Here is a 16,842-nt window from a genome sequence, read left to right as displayed (position 1 = left end):
GGCCGAACGACGGCGCCACGCCGGGCGATACGTAACAGAGACCGCGCGTACGACTGGCGTACACCTCTCCTTCTGAGACTGTTCTGTCATGGCGCACTTCGCACTCGTGGGGCCGCCCGACGCCCGGAGACCCCGGCTCGGTCGGCCTGTTGGAGGTTCACGCACGTCGGCGGCGGTGGGCGGCGTGGTGCTGCTGCTGCCGGACGGCGAGCCGGTGTCGGGGCGGCGCGCCTCCACGCGGGCCCATGCGGCGATGCTGCCGCTCGGGCGCGCCCTGGTCCGCGCGGGCCGGGCCGACAACCTTGTCGCCCATGTCGTGCGCTACCGGGGGCGCGGCTGGAACGGGGCCGACGCGAACCTCGCGGAGGACGCCTCCTGGGCGGTCGCCGAGGCCGTACGGCGCTACGGCGACGTCCCGGTCTGTCTCGTCGGCCACGGGCTGGGCGGCCGGGCGGCGCTGCGGGCCGCCGGGCACGCCGCGGTCGGCGCGGTCCTGGCGCTCGCCCCGTGGCTGCCGGAGCACGACATGGCGGCGGAGCCGGAGGACGTACGGCAGTTGGTGGGGCGTCGGGTGCTGCTCGTCCACGGCACGAACGACGCGCGTACGGACCCGGAGCTGTCGTTCCGGTTCGCCGAGCGGGCCAAGAAGTCGAACCGCGACACCTGCCGGTTCGAGGTGCACTCGGACGGTCACGCGCTGCGACAGTACGCGGACGAGGTGCGGGCCCTCGCCGCCGAATTCGTCCTCGGTGCGCTCTTCGCCCGGCCGGTCGCCCGGCCGGTGACCGACGCGATGGCCGCTCCCCCGCCGCTCGGCCTGCGGATGCCGCTCGCGGCGGGCTTCGGGGGCTCACTGCGGCGGTGAGGGCTCCTCCGCGAGCAGCGGTGCCGACGGCTCCTTCGGGAGGAGGTGTCCGCGTCTGCTCAGCAGGAACTTCTTGAAGGCGGCCACCGGGGCCGTGTCCGGGTGGCCGTCGAGCCAGGCGACGCCGATCTCGCGGACCGCGCGCGGGGCGGTGACGGTGAGTTCGACGACGCCGGGGCGCGGCACGGCCGGCGGGGGCAGCAGGGCGACGCCGAGGCCGGCGGCGACCAGGCCGCGCAGGGTCTCGGCCTCCTCGCCCTCGAAGGCGATCCGGGGCTTGAACCCGGCCTCCGTGCACAGGTCGTCAGTGATGCGGCGGAGCCCGTACCCCGGTTCCAGGGTCACGAAGGTCTCGTCGGCCGCCTCGGCGAGGCGGACGCGCTTGCGGCCCGCGAGCCGGTGGTCGTCGGGGACGACGAGCCGGAGCCGCTGCTCGTCGAGGCGGCGGGCGACCAGGTCGGGGGCGTCGGGGACCGGGGAGGTCAGGCAGAGGTCGAGGTCGCCGGCCCGGAGCCGTTCGATCATGGCTTCGCCGTAGTTCTGGACGAGGGTGAAGCGGATCCGGGGATGGTCGACGCGGAAGGCGCGGATGAGGCCGGGGACGGTCTCGGAGCCCATGGTGTGGAGGAAGCCGAAGGCGACGCGGCCCGCGGTGGGGTCGGCGTCGGCACGTACGGTGTCGGCGGCCCGCTCGACCTCGGCGAGGGCACGCTCGGCGGCGCCGAGGAAGCGCCGCCCGGCCGGGGTGAGGGAGACCGTGCGGCCGCGGCGGGCGAAGAGGGTGACGCCGAGGTCCTGTTCGAGCCGGACCATCGCCCGGGAGAGGGTGGACTGCGGGACGCCCATCTCGGCCGCGGCCCTGGTCACGTGCTCGTGCCGGGCGACGGCGGCGAAGTACGCGAGCCGCGGGGCGAGCAGCAGTCCCATGTCTTCTTCGTTACTGTTCGGTGACAGGCGAGGCTGTGACCTGTACTCATGCACCATGGGAACGATTACAGCAGTTCCGTGCATTGGACGCATGAAGCGGGGCGTCCTACGTTCGTGACATGCCTTCCGCCAGTACCAAGGCGGCCGCCACCCACGCGTCCGCCGACACCCGCCTCGCCCCTGCCGACACCCGCCTCGCCCCCGGCGCCCCCGGCTACCGCCGGATGAGCCTCGCGCTCTTCGCCGCCGGCCTCGCCACCTTCGCGCTCCTGTACTCCACGCAGGCCCTCCTCCCGGCCATCTCGGCCGAGTTCGGTGCCACCGCCTCCGCCGCCTCCTGGACGGTCTCGGCCGCGACCGGCGCCCTCGCCCTGTGTGTGCTCCCGCTCAGCGCCCTCTCGGAGCGCTTCGGCCGGCGCGCGATGATGATCGCCTCCCTCACGGTCGCGGTCGGCATCGCCCTCCTCGTGCCGCTCGCCCCGAACCTGGAGTCCCTGATCGCCCTCCGCGCGATCCAGGGCGCCGCGCTCGCCGGGCTCCCGGCCTCCGCGATGGCCTTCCTCGCCGAGGAGGTCCGCCCCAAGGCCCTGATCGCCGCGATCGGCCTGTTCGTGGCGGGCAACTCGATCGGTGGCATGAGCGGCCGCCTGGTGACCGGCTGGGTGGCCCAGATGTGGGGCTGGCGGGCGGGTCTGGCCGCCGTCGGCCTGACGTCCCTGCTGTGCGCGCTGGCCTTCCGGGCGCTGCTGCCGAAGGCACGGCACTTCACGCCCGGCACGCTCAACCCGAAGGCGCTCGCCCGGACCGTACGGACGCACCTCGCGGACCCGCTGCTGATGCGGCTCTACGTGATCGGCGCGCTGTTCATGACGGTGTTCGGCGCGGTGTACACGGTGATCGGCTACCGCCTGGTCGAGGCCCCGTTCTCGCTGCCGCAGGGCGTGATCGGCTCCATCTTCCTGATCTACCTGGTCGGCACGGTCTCCTCGGCCGCCGCGGGTCGGCTCGTCGGCCGGCTCGGCCGGCGCGGGGCGCTCTACCTTGCGGTCTCCACCACCACCGCGGGTCTGCTGCTCTCGCTCTCCGACGCGCTGCCGGCGGTCCTCGCGGGCCTCGTCCTGATCACCGCCGGCTTCTTCGCGGGCCACGCGGTCGCCTCCTCCTCGGTGAGCCGTACGGCCACGACGGGCCGCGCGCAGGCCTCTGCGCTCTACCAGTCCGCGTACTACCTGGGCAGCAGCGCGGGCGGCACGCTCGGCGCGATCGCGTTCCACGCGGGCGGGTGGGCCGGCACGGTCCTGATCGGTCTGGTCGCGGTCCTCGGTGTCGTCTCGGTGACCCTGTACGGCAGCCACAGCGCGCGCGTCGAGGCACGGCAGGGACGGCAGGGACGGCTCGCCGCGTCCTGCTGATTCCGGCCGAATGCGCTGCAACTGAGTCGCTCCCCCGGACGTCCTGACAGATAGGACTCAAGGGGGAGTTGACGATCATGAAGAGAATCACGGGCCGAATAGGCAGAAGAGCGGGCATCGCGGCCGGCCTCACCTCGCTGGTGCTGCCGATGACGATCGCGCTCGGTGCGGCTCCGGCCCAGGCGGCGTCCTGCAACGTGACGACGGGCCCGTACCAGAAGCAGGTGGAGAAGTTCCTCGGCCGCCCGGTCGACGGACGCCAGTCGCTCGCCGACTGCAAGGCCACCCAGGCCTTCCAGAAGAAGCACGGCATCACGCCGACCGCGGGGTACGCCGGGACGATCACCTGGCGCACGATGAACACGATGAACCAGCAGAAGGCGGCGGGGTCCAACCCCAACAAGGACCGCAAGTGTCCGACCAACCGAGGCCGGATCGCCTGCGTCGACCTCACCCGCCAGCTGTCCTGGATCCAGGACGGTTCCCGCCTCAAGTACGGCCCCGTGCCGGTCCGTACGGGCAAGGACGGCACCGAGACCCGTACCGGGTCGAAGAAGATCTACTGGCGGAACATCAACCACTGGTCGACCCTGTACCACGTCTCCATGCCGTACTCGCAGTTCTTCGACGGCGGCCAGGCCTTCCACTCGACCACCAAGTCCATGTGGAACCCGCCGGGCTCGGGCGGCTGCGTCAACATGCGCTCCGCCGACGCGAAGGCGTACTGGAACCTGCTCAGGAACGGCGACGACGTCTTCATCTACGGGCGCAAGCCGGGAACCTGACCCCGACTGTCAGTCGGCTGCGGTAGCTTCCCTCTCACCGGCACCGAACGGGTGCCGGTGAGGGGTGAGTGGGGTGTGGACCCGATGAGTGACGCCGCGACCGCGACGACCGACGAACTCGACAAGTACCGGCGGGAGCTGACCGGTTACTGCTACCGGATGCTCGGATCCTCCTTCGAGGCCGAGGACGCGGTGCAGGACACGATGGTGCGGGCCTGGAAGGCCATCGACTCCTTCGAGGGCCGCTCCTCACTGCGGTCCTGGCTCTACCGAATCGCCACCAACGTCTGCCTGGACGCGCTGAACGCGGGCAACAAGAGGGCACGGCCGATGGACCTCACCTCGCCCACGCCGGTCGCGCAGGCGCAGCTCGTCAAGCAGCCCGAGATCACCTGGCTGGAGCCCGTTCCCGACGGGCGGGTCCTGCCCTCGGTCGCCGACCCGGCGGAGACGGCCGTCTCCCGGGAGACCGTGCGGCTCGCGTTCGTGGCCGCGCTCCAGCACCTGCCGCCCAAGCAGCGGGCCGTGCTGATCCTGCGCGAGGTGCTCGCCTGGAAGGCGAGCGAGGTCGCCGAGCTGCTCGACACCTCCGTCGCCTCGGTCAACAGCGCCCTGCAGCGGGCCCGCGCGACCCTGGCCGAGCAGGCGCCGGCCGCCTCCGACACGGCGAACCCGCTCGACGAGGAGCAGAAGGCGCTCCTGGAGCGCTATGTCGCCGCGTTCGAGGGCTACGACATGAAGGCGCTGACCGCGCTCCTCCACGAGGACGCGACCATGTCCATGCCGCCGTACGACCTCTGGCTGCAGGGTCACGACGACATCGTCGGCTGGATGCTGGGCGTCGGCGAGGTGTGCGCCGGCTCGAAGCTGGTGCCGACCGTGGCGAACGGCTCCCCCGCCTTCGCCCAGTACCACCCGGACCCGTCGACGGGCGGCTTCAGCCCGTGGGCGCTCATCGTCCTGGAGCTCCGCGACGGCAAGGTCGCCGGGATGGACTTCTTCCTGGACACCGAGCGCTGGTTCCCGCTCTTCGACCTGCCGGCGCGGCTAGAGGCCTAGCGGCCCACCGAGACCGGTGAGCAGGAGCAGGGCCCGCAGCTCGGGCCCTGCTCCGTGGAAGCGGATCCGGTGCCCCCTCCGCCCGGCGGCGAGCTTCAGCCGGGCGAGGGCGTCGACGGCGGCGAGGTCGGCGGGCGCGAGCGCACCGACCTCGCAGACCACCTCACCGGGCGGGGCTGCCCCGAGCTCGGCGCAGAGACGCGCCACCTCGTCCCCGGTGGGGCGGGCGGTCAGGGTCACGACAAGCGGTTGGCTGGTGTCCACATGCCTGGTGACCGGAGGACGGACCGGAACTCATCGGTGCCGGACCGCGGCATAGGCTCCCGATCATGACTCACGAGCCTGTCGAACTGGTGATCTTCGACTGTGACGGCGTTCTGGTGGACAGCGAGAAGATCTACTGCAGGGTGGACCGGGAGGTGTTCGCGAGCCTCGGAGCGGAGTTCACCGAGGCGGAGATGATCGACTACTTCGTCGGCTCCTCGCACGCGATGCTCACCTCCATCGTGGAGGAGCGCAGGGGCCGCCCCCTCGAACCCGGCTGGCAGTCCCCCTTCAAGCAGCGGTACGAGGACGCCCTGGACGCGGAACTGACGGCCGTGGAGGGCATCACGGACGTCCTGGACACCCTGCCGCTCCCCTACTGCCTCGCCTCCAACGGCAGCCACCCCAGCATCCGCAAGAACCTCGGCCGCGCCGGACTGCTCGACCGCTTCGAAGGCCGCATGTTCAGCGCCCGCGACGTCACCCACGGCAAGCCGGCCCCGGACCTCTTCCTCCACGCGGCCGCCACGATGGGCGTCCCGCCGGAGCGCTGCGCGGTCGTCGAGGACAGCCCGTACGGCATCCAGGCCGCCCGCGCCGCAGGCATGCGCGCCTTCGGCTACACCGGCGGCCTGACCGCACCGGACCGCCTGACGGGCCCGCGCACGGTGGTCTTCGCCGACATGCGGGAGCTGCCGGGGCTGCTGGGAGCGGCGGTCTAGCCATCACCGGTGCCCGCACGCCGAACGGGACCGGTGAAGGTCCACCGGTCCCGTTCGTCCGTGCACGTCAGGGGCACACGCCAAGGGTCGTCGAGGCCCTAGGCGATGCGGTCCAGGACGATCGGGTTCGGGGTGAAGGGCGTGCCCTCGGGGGCGATGTCCCAGGCCGCGGTCAGGGACTTCAGGGCGTAGTCGAACTTCTCCGGGGTGTCCGTGTGGAGGGTCACCAGGGGCTGGCCCGCCGTGACCGTGTCGCCCGGCTTGGCGTGGAGTTCGACGCCCGCGCCGGCCTGCACCGGGTCCTCCTTGCGGGCGCGGCCCGCGCCCAGGCGCCAGGCGGCGATGCCGATGTCGTAGGCGTCGAGGCGGGTCAGGACGCCGGAGGACGGGGCGGTGACGACGTGCTGCTCGCGGGCGACCGGGAGGGTCGCGTCCGGGTCGCCGCCCTGGGCCGCGATCATCCGGCGCCAGTGGTCCATCGCCGAGCCGTCGGCCAGCGCCTTCGCCGGGTCCGCGTCCTTGATGCCGGCCGCGGCGAGCATCTCGCGGGCGAGCGCGATCGTCAGCTCGACGACGTCCGCCGGGCCGCCGCCGGCGAGGACCTCGACGGACTCGCGGACCTCAAGGGCGTTGCCGGCGGTGAGGCCGAGCGGGGTGGACATGTCGGTGAGCAGCGCGACCGTCTTCACGCCGCTGTCGGTGCCGAGGCCGACCATGGTGGAGGCCAGCTCGCGGGCGTCCTCGATGTTCTTCATGAAGGCGCCGGTGCCGACCTTGACGTCGAGGACCAGGGAGCCGGTGCCCTCGGCGATCTTCTTCGACATGATCGAGGAGGCGATGAGCGGGATGGCCTCGACCGTCCCGGTGACGTCGCGGAGCGCGTACAGCTTCTTGTCGGCGGGGGCCAGGCCGTCGCCGGCCGCGCAGATCACCGCGCCGGTGGTGTCGAGGACGTGCAGCATCTCCTCGTTGGAGAGCAGCGCGCGCCAGCCGGGGATGGACTCCAGCTTGTCGAGGGTGCCGCCGGTGTGGCCGAGGCCGCGGCCGGAGAGCTGCGGGACGGCCGCGCCGCAGGCGGCGACGAGCGGGGCGAGCGGGAGGGTGATCTTGTCGCCGACGCCGCCGGTGGAGTGCTTGTCGGCGGTCGGCCGGGAGAGGGAGGAGAACTCCATGCGCTCGCCGCTCGCGATCATGGCCGCCGTCCAGCGGGCGATCTCCGCGCGGTTCATGCCGTTCAGCAGGATGGCCATGGCCAGGGCGGACATCTGCTCGTCGGCGACCGCACCGCGGGTGTAGGCGTCGATGACCCAGTCGATCTGCTCCGGGCTCAGCTCGCCCTTGTCCCGCTTCGTGCGGATGACGGAGATGACGTCCATGGTGGTGCCTCTTTCTACGCGCATAGAGGGGGAAAGGAGGAGCGGCCCTTCCCATCGTGCCGGAAGGGCCGCTCCGAGGTTTACTGCCTGAGGTGGTCCGGGCCGAACGCCTGCGGCAGCATCTCGGCCAGCGTCAGGAACCCGGTGGGCGTCTCCAGTACGAGTTCGGGGCCCCCGAACTCGAACAGCAGCTGCCGGCACCGGCCGCACGGCACCAGGGGCTCGCCCCGGCCGTCCACGCAGACGAAGTGGGTGAGGCGCCCGCCTCCGGTCGCCTGGAGCTCCGAGACGAGCCCGCACTCGGCGCACAGGCCGAGACCGTACGAGGCGTTCTCCACGTTGCAGCCGGAGACCGTCCGCCCGTCGTCGACGCGGGCCGCCGCGCCGACCGGGTAGCCCGAGTACGGGGCGTACGCGTGGGACATGGCCTCGCGGGCCGTGACCCGCAGGGCCTCCCAGTCGGCCTCGGTCAGGGCGCTCGTCACTTGCCCTGGCCCTTGCGGTACCGCATGCCGTCGGCCTTCGGCATCCGCAGGCGCTGCGCGGAGAGCGAGAGGACCAGCAGGGTGACCACGTACGGGGTGGCGCTGACGAACTCGACCGGGACCGTGTCGGTGCCCAGGTACCAGATGAAGACGCCGACACCGATGACGACGGCGATCGAGGAGGTGATCCAGCGCTTCTTGTACGCCTTCCAGGCCGCGATGGCCACGAGGATGGCGAAGAGCAGCAGGAGCAGCGCGTGGACGGACTGGCCGCCGCTGCGCAGCTGGAGCGCGTCGGCGTAGCCGAACAGGCCGGCGCCCATGGCGAGACCGCCGGGACGCCAGTTACCGAAGATCATCGCCGCGAGGCCGATGTAACCGCGGCCGCCGGTCTGGCCCTCGTTGTAGATGTGCGAGGTGACGAGCGACAGGTACGCGCCGCCGAGACCGGCGAGACCGCCGGAGACGATCACTGCGATGTACTTGTACTTGTACACGTTGACGCCGAGCGACTCGGCCGCGATCGGGTTCTCACCGCAGGAACGCAGGCGCAGACCGAACGCGGTCTTCCACAGCACGAAGAACGTGCCGATGATCAGCAGCGCGGCGAGGACCGTGACCAGCGAGAGGTTGGTGACCAGGCCGCCGAGGATGCCGGCGATGTCCGAGACCAGGAACCACTCGTGCTTCTCGATGTCGGCCAGCCAGTCGGAGAGACCGGGAATCGAGAACGAGGTGATCTCCTCGGCCGGCGGGGACTGCTTGGGGCTGCCGCCCTTGGCCGCCGCCTCACCGGAGTTGAACCACAGCTTGGCGAAGTAGGTCGTGACACCGACGGCCAGGATGTTGATCGCGATGCCGGAGATGATGTGGTCGACACCGAAGGTGACGGTCGCGACCGCGTGCAGCAGACCGCCGAACATGCCGCCCAGGATGCCGGCGAGGATGCCGATCCAGGGGCTCGTCTGCCAGCCGGCCCAGGCACCGAAGAAGGTGCCGAGGATCATCATGCCTTCGAGGCCGATGTTGACCACACCCGCGCGCTCGGACCACAGACCGCCGAGACCGGCGAGGCCGATCGGCACCGCGAGCGAGAGCGCGGCGCCGACCTGGCCGGCCGAGGTGAGGTCCTGCGCCCCGGTGATGACCCGCACGGCGGACAGGGCCAGGAGCCCGCCCGCGACGATCAACAGGATCCAGGGGAGGGAGAGGCGGGTGCGGCCGCCCTTGCCGCCGGCCGTCTTGGGGGCCGCGGGCGGCGGGGTGGAAGTCGCCGTGGCGCTCACGCCGACACCTCCGTCGTGTCGTTGGAACGTGCCTGGGCCGCGAGCTTCTCGCCGACCTGTCGCTGCTGGCGCTTGAGGCCGTAGCGGCGGACGAGCTCGTAGGCGATGACGACGCAGAGGACGATCACGCCCTGCATGACGCCGACGATCTCCCGGTCGTAGTCCTCGAACTCCAGCTGCTGGCCACCGCGCTCCAGGAACGCCCAGAGGATCGCGGAGAGCGCGATGCCGATCGGGTGGTTCCGGCCGAGCAGGGCGATGGCGATGCCGGTGAAGCCGATGCCGACGGGGAAGTCGCCGCCGAACTCGTACGAGTCGTTGAGCAGCGTCGGCATACCGATCAGACCGGCCATGCCGCCGGAGATCAGCATGGACGTGACGATCATCTTCTTGACGTTGACACCGCTGGCCGATGCGGCCGTCTCGGACTGACCGACGGTACGCAGGTCGAAGCCGAACCGGGTGCGGGAGAGCGTGAACCAGTACCCGATGCCCGCGATGGCCGCGACGACGACGAAGCCGTAGATCGGGGTCGGCGTGGTCGGGAACTCGAAGAAGTGCGAGGACTCCGGGAGCGGGGTCGTCGCCACCTTGGTGCCGGCTGCGTCCAGGTGGCCGAGGCGGCCGGGCTGGAGCAGGTAGCCGATGATCGCGGTCGCGATGAAGTTCAGCATGATCGTGGAGACGACCTCGCTGACACCCCGGGTGGTCTTGAGGAGACCCGCGATGCCCGCCCACATGGCGCCGACGATCATCGCGGTGATGATGATCAGCGGGATCTGGACGATGCCCGGCAGGGTCAGCGCGCCACCGACGGCGGCGGCGAAGAAGGCGGCAAGACGGTACTGGCCGTCGACACCGATGTTGAACAGGTTCATGCGGAAGCCGATGGCCACCGCGATGCCCGCCAGGTAGTACGTCGTCGCCTTGTTGATGATGTAGACCTGGCTGTCCGACTTGACGCCGTAGTCGAACATGATCCCGAAGGCGCTGAACGGCTCCTTGCCGGTGACCGCGAGCACCAGTGCGGTGATCAGGAATGCGGCGACGATCGCGAGCACCGGCGCCGCGATGCCCAGGAGCAACCGCTCCTTGTCGAACTTCTTCATCGGGCCTCGTCCTCCGGGCCGTCGGTGCCCTCAGGGCTCTCATCGTGCTCAAGGTGACCGGCGGCGGCGCCGGTCATGGCCGAGCCAAGCTCCTCCGGGGTGACCGTCGCCGGGTCGGCGTCCGCGACAAGCCGCCCGCGGTACATCACGCGCAGGGTGTCGGAGAGACCGATCAGCTCGTCCAGGTCGGCGGAGATCAGCAGGACCGCAAGGCCCTCACGGCGCGCCTCGCGGATCTGGTCCCAGATCTGCGCCTGCGCGCCGACGTCCACGCCCCGGGTGGGGTGTGCGGCGATCAGCAGCTTGGGGTCGTGGCTCATCTCGCGGCCGACGATCAGCTTCTGCTGGTTTCCGCCGGAGAGGGAGGCCGCGGTGACGTCGATACCGGGGGTGCGGACGTCGTAGTCGCGGACGATCCGCTCGGTGTCCTTGCGTGCGGCCTTGAGGTCGAGGATGGCGCCCTTGGAGTTGGGCCTCTCGGTGACGTGGCCGAGGATGCGGTTCTCCCAGAGGGGGGCCTCCAGGAGCAGACCGTGCCGGTGGCGGTCCTCGGGGATGCAGCCGATGCCGTCCTCGCGCCGCTTGCGCGTCGGCGCGGCGGAGATGTCGGCGCCGTCCAGGGTCACCACACCGCGGTCGGCGTTGCGCATGCCCATGATCGTGTCGACGAGTTCGGACTGGCCGTTGCCCTCGACGCCGGCGATGCCGAGCACCTCACCCTTGTGGATGGTGAAGGTGATGCCGCCGAGGACCGCGCGGACCACGCCGTCGGGGTCGACGGCGCTCAGCGACAGGTCCTGGACCGTCAGCATCGGCACGTCCGTCACCGTCGACTCGCGGGTCTCCGGGGAGGGCAGCTCGGCCCCGACCATCAGCTCGGCGAGCTGCTTGGTGGTGGTGTGCTTCGGGTCGGCGGTGCCGACCGTGGTGCCGCGCCGGATGACGGTGATCTCGTCGGCGACCGACAGCACCTCGCCCAGCTTGTGCGAGATGAAGATGACCGTGAGTCCCTCGGCCTTGAGCTCGCGCAGGTTGTCGAAGAGTGCGTCGACCTCCTGCGGGACGAGCACGGCGGTCGGCTCGTCGAGGATCAGGGTGCGGGCGCCGCGGTAGAGGACCTTGAGGATCTCCACGCGCTGGCGGTCGGCCACACCGAGGTCCTCCATGAGGGCGTTCGGGCGGACGCCGAGGCCGTACGCGTCGGAGATCTCCTTGATCTTGGCGCGGGCCTTGTCGCCGATGCCGTACAGCTTCTCGGAGCCGAGAACGACGTTTTCGAGGACGGTGAGGTTGTCCGCGAGCATGAAGTGCTGGTGCACCATGCCGACACCGCGGGCGATGGCGTCTCCGGGGTTGTTGAACGTCACCAGCTCGCCGTCGACCGTGATGGTGCCCTCGTCCGGCTTCTGCATGCCGTAGAGGATCTTCATCAGGGTCGACTTGCCCGCGCCGTTCTCGCCCACGAGGGCGTGCACGGTGCCGCGGCGCACGGTGATGTCGATGTCGTGGTTGGCCACGACTCCTGGGAAACGCTTGGTGATGCCGCGGAGTTCTACGGCGTTGGGACTGCTGGGGCTGGAGGCTTTGATGACGCACTCTCCTAGGCAGGGAGCGTGAGGAGGGGATGAGGCCGGTGCGCAGGCGCTGTCGGTGGCGAAAAATACCCTGTACGGCGCACGCTACGCGCGTAGCATTTGGAAAATCGTTCAACTGCCCGCGGGCAGACGTGTGAAAGGGGCCCGGAGTGTCGGCCGAAGCCGCTCTCCGGGCCCCCTCCGACGTGTGTCAGAGGGTCGTGTTGACCTTGATCTGACCGTCGATGATCTTCTGCTTGGCCTCGTCGAGCTTGGCCTGGATGTCGGTGAGGTGGCCACCGGTGGTGGTCAGGGAGACACCGTTCTCGGCCAGCGAGTAGACGTGCGTGCCGGTCGTCGGCTTACCGCCCTCGACGGACTTGATGAGCTCGAAGACACCGGTGTCGACGTTCTTGACCATCGAGGTCATGATCGAGCCGGCGTACTTGGACAGGGCCGGGTCCTTGGCCTGGTCCGAGTCGACACCGATCGCCCAGGTGCCCGGCTTGGCGGCGACGGCCTCGATGGCACCGGCACCGGAGCCGCCCGCGGCGGCGTAGATGACGTCGATGCCCTTGTCGAGCATGCCCTTGGCGGCGGCCTTGCCCTTGTCCGGGGAGCCGAAGCCGGAGAAGTCCGTACCGGTGGAGAGGTACTGGACCGTGACCGAGGCGTCCGGCTTGGTGTCCTTGACACCCTGCTGGAAGCCGGCGGCGAACTTCTTGATCAGCGGGGTGTCGACGCCGCCGATGAAGCCGATCTTGCCGTCCTTGGACTTGAGGGCGGCCGCGACACCGGCGAGGTACGAGCCCTGCTCCTCGGTGAAGACGATCGAGTCGACGTTCTTCGCCTCGGAGACCGAGTCGACCAGGCCGAAGGTGGTCTTCGGGAACTTCGCGGCGACCTTGTCGATCGCGTCCTTGTAGGCGAAGCCGACGCCGATGACCGGGTTGAAGCCACCCTCGGCGAGGGACGCGAGGCGCTGCTCGCGGTCGGCCGGGGTCTCACCGGTCTTGGCGGTGAGCTCCTTGGTCTCGACACCGAGGTCGGCCTTGGCCTTGTCGAGGCCGCGAGCGGCCGAGTCGTTGAAGGAGTTGTCGCCACGACCACCGACGTCGTAGGCCATACCGACCTTGATGGAGCCCGAGTCGGAGCCCGTGTCCTCGGTGGAGGACTCCCCGCAGGCGGTGGCAGTGAGAGCGAGAGCCGCAGTGACAGCACACGCGGCGGTGATCTTGGATACCCGGCGCACGAGGAGGTCCCTTCAAGACTGACCGAAAGCGCCTCTTGCGGCGCTGGTTTCGGGCGATCGTAACGCGCGTAGATGTCAGTTAAAGACCCGTTCATGAGTCGTTACCGGATCGACGCGAACCATAGTCACGTTACGCGTCCACGCGTCGCGCACAAGTCGCAACCCCGCGTGACCCGCAAGGTTCGGGGGCCCGTTCCACCGTGGGAGCAACGGGATCGAACCGTACGAAGGGGGGCGCCGGAACCCGGCGCCCCCCTTCGTACGTACGGGGCCGTCAGGCCCGGCCGGAGCCCGCGTCGAGCAGGGCGGCGGCGGTGAAGAGTTCCACCGCGGCCTCGATGCAGCGTTCGTCCACGTCGAAGTCGCCCGCGTGCAGGTCGCGGACGCGGGTGTCGCCGGGGGTGCGGACGCCGAGGCGGGCCATCGCGCCGGGGACGTGCTCCAGGTACCAGGAGAAGTCCTCGCCGCCGAGGCTCTGCTCGGTGTCCTCGATCGCGTACGGTCCGCGGCGGGCGGTCATCGCGGCCTGGAGGAGGTCGGTGACGGCCGGGTCGTTGACGACCGGGGGGACGCCCCGGACGTAGGTGACGGTCGACTTGGCCCGGTGCAGGGTCGCGATCTCGTCGATGGCCGCGTGCACCAGGTCGGGCGCCTCCCGCCAGGTGGGCAGGTCGAGGCAGCGGACGGTGCCGGAGAGCTCGGCGTGCTGCGGGATGACGTTGCAGGCGTGGCCGGACTCGATGCGGCCCCAGGTGACCGAGAGTCCCGAGCGGGCGTCGACGCGGCGGGACAGGACGGCGGGGACGTCGGTGGCGACCCGGGCGGCGGCGGTGACGAGGTCGGTGGTGAGGTGCGGGCGGGCGGTGTGGCCGCCGGGCCCGTCAAGGGTGACTTCGAGCCGGTCGCAGGCGGAGGTGATGGGGCCGGGGCGGAGCCCGATCTTCCCGGCGTCCACCCTGGGGTCGCAGTGGACGGCGATGATCCGGCCGACCCCGTCCAGGACGCCGGCCTCGACGGCGTCGGCGGCGCCGCCGGGGAGGACTTCTTCGGCGGGCTGGAAGACGAGCCGTACGGCGGCGGGGAGGAGACCCTGCCGGTCGAGCTCGGCGAGGACGAGTCCGGCGCCGAGGACGGTGGTGGTGTGGACGTCGTGTCCGCAGGCGTGGGCGCGGTTGGCCACGGTGGAGCGGTAGGCGACGGTCTTGGCGTCGGGGATGGGCAGCGCGTCGAGGTCGGCGCGGATCGCGAGCATGGGCCGGCCTGGGTCCCGGGTGCCGATGTCACAGATGAGTCCGGTGTTGCCCGGCAGGACCTTCGGCGCGAGGCCGGCCGCCTCCAGGCGGGCCTTGAGCGCCGCGGTCGTACGGAACTCCTGGTTCCCGAGCTCGGGGTGCATGTGCAAGTCCCTGCGGAACGCGATCAGTTCGACGCGCAGGGGTTCGGACAGCGTTCCGGGCAGGGTGGCGGAGCCTGGCTCACGGGACTTCAACTGGTTCACCCTTTGAAGGGTAGGCCTCCGGAGAGGTCAACTGCCCGTTGATCACGAAAAGTTCAGCCCGTTAGGGGAAAGAATCTCGGTTTCCCAGGCATGAAGGCCGTTCCATATGGGTACGCTCAGCCGAATTCGAGCCGATCGGTCTGGCTCGCCGCCCGTGACGTGAGCCGGTCGACCTCGTGGGCCGCCGTGCCCGCCACTCCGGACAGGAAACCCTGGGCGCGCGGCGAGGCGGTCTCCCGCAGCCACTCGGGCGCGATCTCGCAGACCGCGACCTTCACCCCGGTCCCGGCGAGGGCCAGCGGCAGGGTGTGCACGACCGTGGACGGGAAGCTGACGACCGTACGGCCGATCGGGCCGCGCCGTGCGATCAGCTCCAGGGGCAGCTCGGGCCGGACCACCTGCAGGCCCGTCTCGACCGCGATCCGGTGCAGTTTCTCGGCGCTCTCCCTGCGGTGCGCGAAGTAACGGGTGGCACCGTGGGTGCGGGCGAGCTCCGCCACCACCCGGTCGTAGTGGTCGGCGTCGACCACCCCCGTCTCGACCAGCGAGGTGCCCACCAGGTCCGCGCCGCCGGTGAGCAGCGGCGGGCCGAAGCGGGTCCGGGTCCAGGCGTAGGAGTTCTCGGTGACCGTGATGCCCTCGGGAGCCTCGACGGGCAGCGAGGTGAAGACCTCGACCGTACGGCCCCGGGTCGGGGCGAGGCGCCGCTTGGCGAGCAGGGTCACCGGGGCGAGCACCAGCTCACGCGGGTCGAGGCCGTTGCCCTTGCGGTGCCAGCGCACCAGGCGTTCGCCCCGGCCGATCTGGGCGGCGTACTCCATGGTGGCGGTGCCGTCGTCGACCACGGTCAGGTGCCGGGGGGCGAAGAGGGTGAGGAGGAGCTGGACGTACCGGGAGAACGGGTCCCCGATGATCACCCGCTCCGCCGAGCGCAGCGGCCGGGCGAGCTCCCGCAGGGTGCGGACGAGCGAGCCCCGGCCGCCGCGGGCCTCCTGCCAGTGGACGGTGAGGCCCTCGTCGCGGGCCAGCTGGGCCATGCGGCGCAGCTGGCCCCGCGACATCGGGTCGGTCGGCGAGAGGACGACGACCGTCAGGGCGGGTGCGGCCTGTGCCGCACCCTGGGTGGCGTCCGTCGAGTGAGGCGCCCGCACGGACGCGTCGGCGGCCGTGGAGTCGGGCGCCGCGGTGGCCGCGGCGGCGGGCACGGCGTCCGCCGAGCCGTGCGCGCCGGCGGGTGCCGCGGAGGGCGCACCGGTGGCGGGTGCCTGGGTGTGCGCCCATTCCAGGACGTTGAGGAGCTGGACCGGGCTCTCGACGAACGCCAGCTGCCCGGTCATGCGGCGACGAGCCCCTGGACCCGGCGGAGCTTCTTCATCGGGCCGAGCTCCGACTCGTAGACCTTCTTGACGCCGTCGCCGAGGGCGGCCTCGATGGTGCGGATGTCGCGGACCAGGCGCTGCAGGCCCTGGGGCTCGACGGAGGCGGCCTGGTCGGAGCCCCACATGGCGCGGTCGAGGGTGATGTGGCGCTCGACGAACGTGGCGCCGAGGGCGACGGCGGCCAGCGTGGTCTGGAGGCCGGTCTCGTGGCCGGAGTAGCCGATCGGGACGTTCGGGTACTCCTCCTGCAGGGTCTGGATGACGCGCAGGTTGAGCTCCTCGGCCTTGGCCGGGTAGGTCGAGGTGGCGTGGCAGAGCAGGATGTTCGCGCTGCCGAGGACCTCGACGGCGTGGCGGATCTGCGCCGGGGTCGACATGCCGGTGGAGAGGATGACCGTGCGGCCGGTGCCGCGCAGCGAGCGCAGCAGCTCGTCGTCGGTGAGGGAGGCCGAGGCGACCTTGTGGGCGGGGACGTCGAACTTCTCCAGGAAGGCGACGGCCTCGGTGTCCCACGGGGAGGCGAACCAGTCGATGCCGCGCTTCTTGCAGTGCTCGTCGATGGCGCGGTACTGGGTCTCGTCGAACTCGACGCGGTGACGGTAGTCGATGTAGGTCATCCGACCCCAGGGGGTGTCCCGCTCGATGTCCCACTGGTCGCGCGGGGTGCAGATCTCAGGGGTGCGCTTCTGGAACTTGACGGCGTCGCAGCCGGCCTCGGCGGCCACGTCGATCAGCGCGAAGGCGTTGTCGAGGTCACCGTTGTGGTTGATGCCGATCTCGCCGGTGATGTAGACGGAGTGGCCCGGGCCTGCGGTCTTGTCGCCGAGGGTGCGGATACGGGTGTTCATG

At 70.9% G+C, this 16,842-nt stretch carries 16 protein-coding genes; 5 read left to right on the top strand and 11 right to left on the bottom strand.

Annotation, left to right across the window (positions count from 1 at the left end; translation table 11 throughout):
- The first annotated feature begins 88 nt into the window (after nt 1–88).
- Nucleotides 89–865: an alpha/beta hydrolase gene (locus tag OG514_RS17795; RefSeq protein ID WP_266895774.1), complete on the top strand. Its 777-nt coding sequence runs from the start codon at nt 89–91 to the stop codon at nt 863–865.
- On the opposite strand, the gene OG514_RS17790 is transcribed toward OG514_RS17795, so the two are convergent.
- Entirely contained in the window at nt 851–1,849 is a 999-nt protein-coding gene (locus OG514_RS17790; RefSeq protein WP_266895772.1) for a LysR family transcriptional regulator, read from the bottom strand. The two genes, OG514_RS17795 and OG514_RS17790, sit on opposite strands and share 15 nt — an antisense overlap.
- 62 nt (nt 1,850–1,911) lie before the next feature.
- On the opposite strand from OG514_RS17790, the gene OG514_RS17785 reads away from it, so the two are divergent.
- From OG514_RS17785 to OG514_RS17775, 3 genes are all read left to right on the top strand, one after another.
- Nucleotides 1,912–3,204, top strand: a complete 1,293-nt coding sequence (locus tag OG514_RS17785) for an MFS transporter (RefSeq protein ID WP_266895770.1) — start codon at nt 1,912–1,914, stop codon at nt 3,202–3,204.
- Nucleotides 3,205–3,281: 77 nt separating this feature from the next.
- Complete coding sequence (locus tag OG514_RS17780) at nt 3,282–3,989, top strand: L,D-transpeptidase (protein ID WP_266895768.1); 708 nt, start codon at nt 3,282–3,284, stop codon at nt 3,987–3,989.
- Nucleotides 3,990–4,073: 84 nt separating this feature from the next.
- Complete coding sequence (locus OG514_RS17775; RefSeq protein ID WP_266895766.1) at nt 4,074–5,048, top strand: sigma-70 family RNA polymerase sigma factor; 975 nt, start codon at nt 4,074–4,076, stop codon at nt 5,046–5,048.
- On the opposite strand, the gene OG514_RS17770 is transcribed toward OG514_RS17775, so the two are convergent.
- Nucleotides 5,037–5,288 (bottom strand): STAS domain-containing protein, encoded by a 252-nt coding sequence (locus OG514_RS17770; protein ID WP_266895764.1) that lies wholly within the window; start codon nt 5,286–5,288, stop codon nt 5,037–5,039. The two genes, OG514_RS17775 and OG514_RS17770, sit on opposite strands and share 12 nt — an antisense overlap.
- Nucleotides 5,289–5,377: 89 nt before the next feature.
- Here OG514_RS17770 and OG514_RS17765 point away from each other — a divergent pair, with 89 nt between their 5' ends.
- Nucleotides 5,378–6,034 (top strand): HAD family phosphatase, encoded by a 657-nt coding sequence (locus tag OG514_RS17765; RefSeq protein ID WP_266895762.1) that lies wholly within the window; start codon nt 5,378–5,380, stop codon nt 6,032–6,034.
- A gap of 98 nt (nt 6,035–6,132) precedes the next feature.
- Here OG514_RS17765 and OG514_RS17760 read toward each other — a convergent pair whose 3' ends face one another.
- The 9 genes from OG514_RS17760 to OG514_RS17720 form a co-directional block, all read right to left on the bottom strand.
- Nucleotides 6,133–7,410: a thymidine phosphorylase gene (locus tag OG514_RS17760; protein WP_266895760.1), complete on the bottom strand. Its 1,278-nt coding sequence runs from the start codon at nt 7,408–7,410 to the stop codon at nt 6,133–6,135.
- 80 nt (nt 7,411–7,490) lie between these two features.
- Nucleotides 7,491–7,895 carry a cytidine deaminase gene (locus OG514_RS17755; RefSeq protein WP_266895758.1) on the bottom strand — a complete coding sequence of 135 codons (405 nt, stop codon included), beginning with the start codon at nt 7,893–7,895 and terminating at the stop codon, nt 7,491–7,493.
- Nucleotides 7,892–9,181, bottom strand: a complete 1,290-nt coding sequence (locus tag OG514_RS17750; protein WP_266895756.1) for an ABC transporter permease — start codon at nt 9,179–9,181, stop codon at nt 7,892–7,894. The genes OG514_RS17755 and OG514_RS17750 overlap by 4 nt, the downstream gene beginning before the upstream one ends.
- Nucleotides 9,178–10,290, bottom strand: a complete 1,113-nt coding sequence (locus OG514_RS17745) for an ABC transporter permease (RefSeq protein WP_266895754.1) — start codon at nt 10,288–10,290, stop codon at nt 9,178–9,180. Before OG514_RS17745 ends, OG514_RS17750 begins: the two co-directional genes overlap by 4 nt.
- Nucleotides 10,287–11,879, bottom strand: a complete 1,593-nt coding sequence (locus OG514_RS17740) for an ABC transporter ATP-binding protein (protein WP_266900881.1) — start codon at nt 11,877–11,879, stop codon at nt 10,287–10,289. The genes OG514_RS17745 and OG514_RS17740 overlap by 4 nt, the downstream gene beginning before the upstream one ends.
- 196 nt (nt 11,880–12,075) lie before the next feature.
- Nucleotides 12,076–13,116, bottom strand: a complete 1,041-nt coding sequence (locus OG514_RS17735; RefSeq protein ID WP_266895752.1) for a BMP family protein — start codon at nt 13,114–13,116, stop codon at nt 12,076–12,078.
- 274 nt (nt 13,117–13,390) lie between these two features.
- Complete coding sequence (locus tag OG514_RS17730) at nt 13,391–14,614, bottom strand: amidohydrolase (RefSeq protein WP_266895750.1); 1,224 nt, start codon at nt 14,612–14,614, stop codon at nt 13,391–13,393.
- A 116-nt stretch (nt 14,615–14,730) separates the two neighbouring features.
- Nucleotides 14,731–15,951: a hypothetical protein gene (locus tag OG514_RS17725; protein WP_266895748.1), complete on the bottom strand. Its 1,221-nt coding sequence runs from the start codon at nt 15,949–15,951 to the stop codon at nt 14,731–14,733.
- A complete protein-coding gene (locus tag OG514_RS17720; RefSeq protein ID WP_266895746.1) occupies nt 15,948–16,841 on the bottom strand; it encodes an N-acetylneuraminate synthase family protein in 894 nt (297 codons plus the stop codon). The genes OG514_RS17725 and OG514_RS17720 overlap by 4 nt, the downstream gene beginning before the upstream one ends.
- Between the last annotated feature and the right edge of the window lies 1 nt (nt 16,842).

This window comes from Streptomyces sp. NBC_00572 (genome assembly GCF_026341815.1).
Lineage (GTDB): Bacteria > Actinomycetota > Actinomycetes > Streptomycetales > Streptomycetaceae > Streptomyces.
Note: the sequence above shows the minus strand (reverse complement) of the source record. Positions and strands in the feature narration are given on the sequence as shown.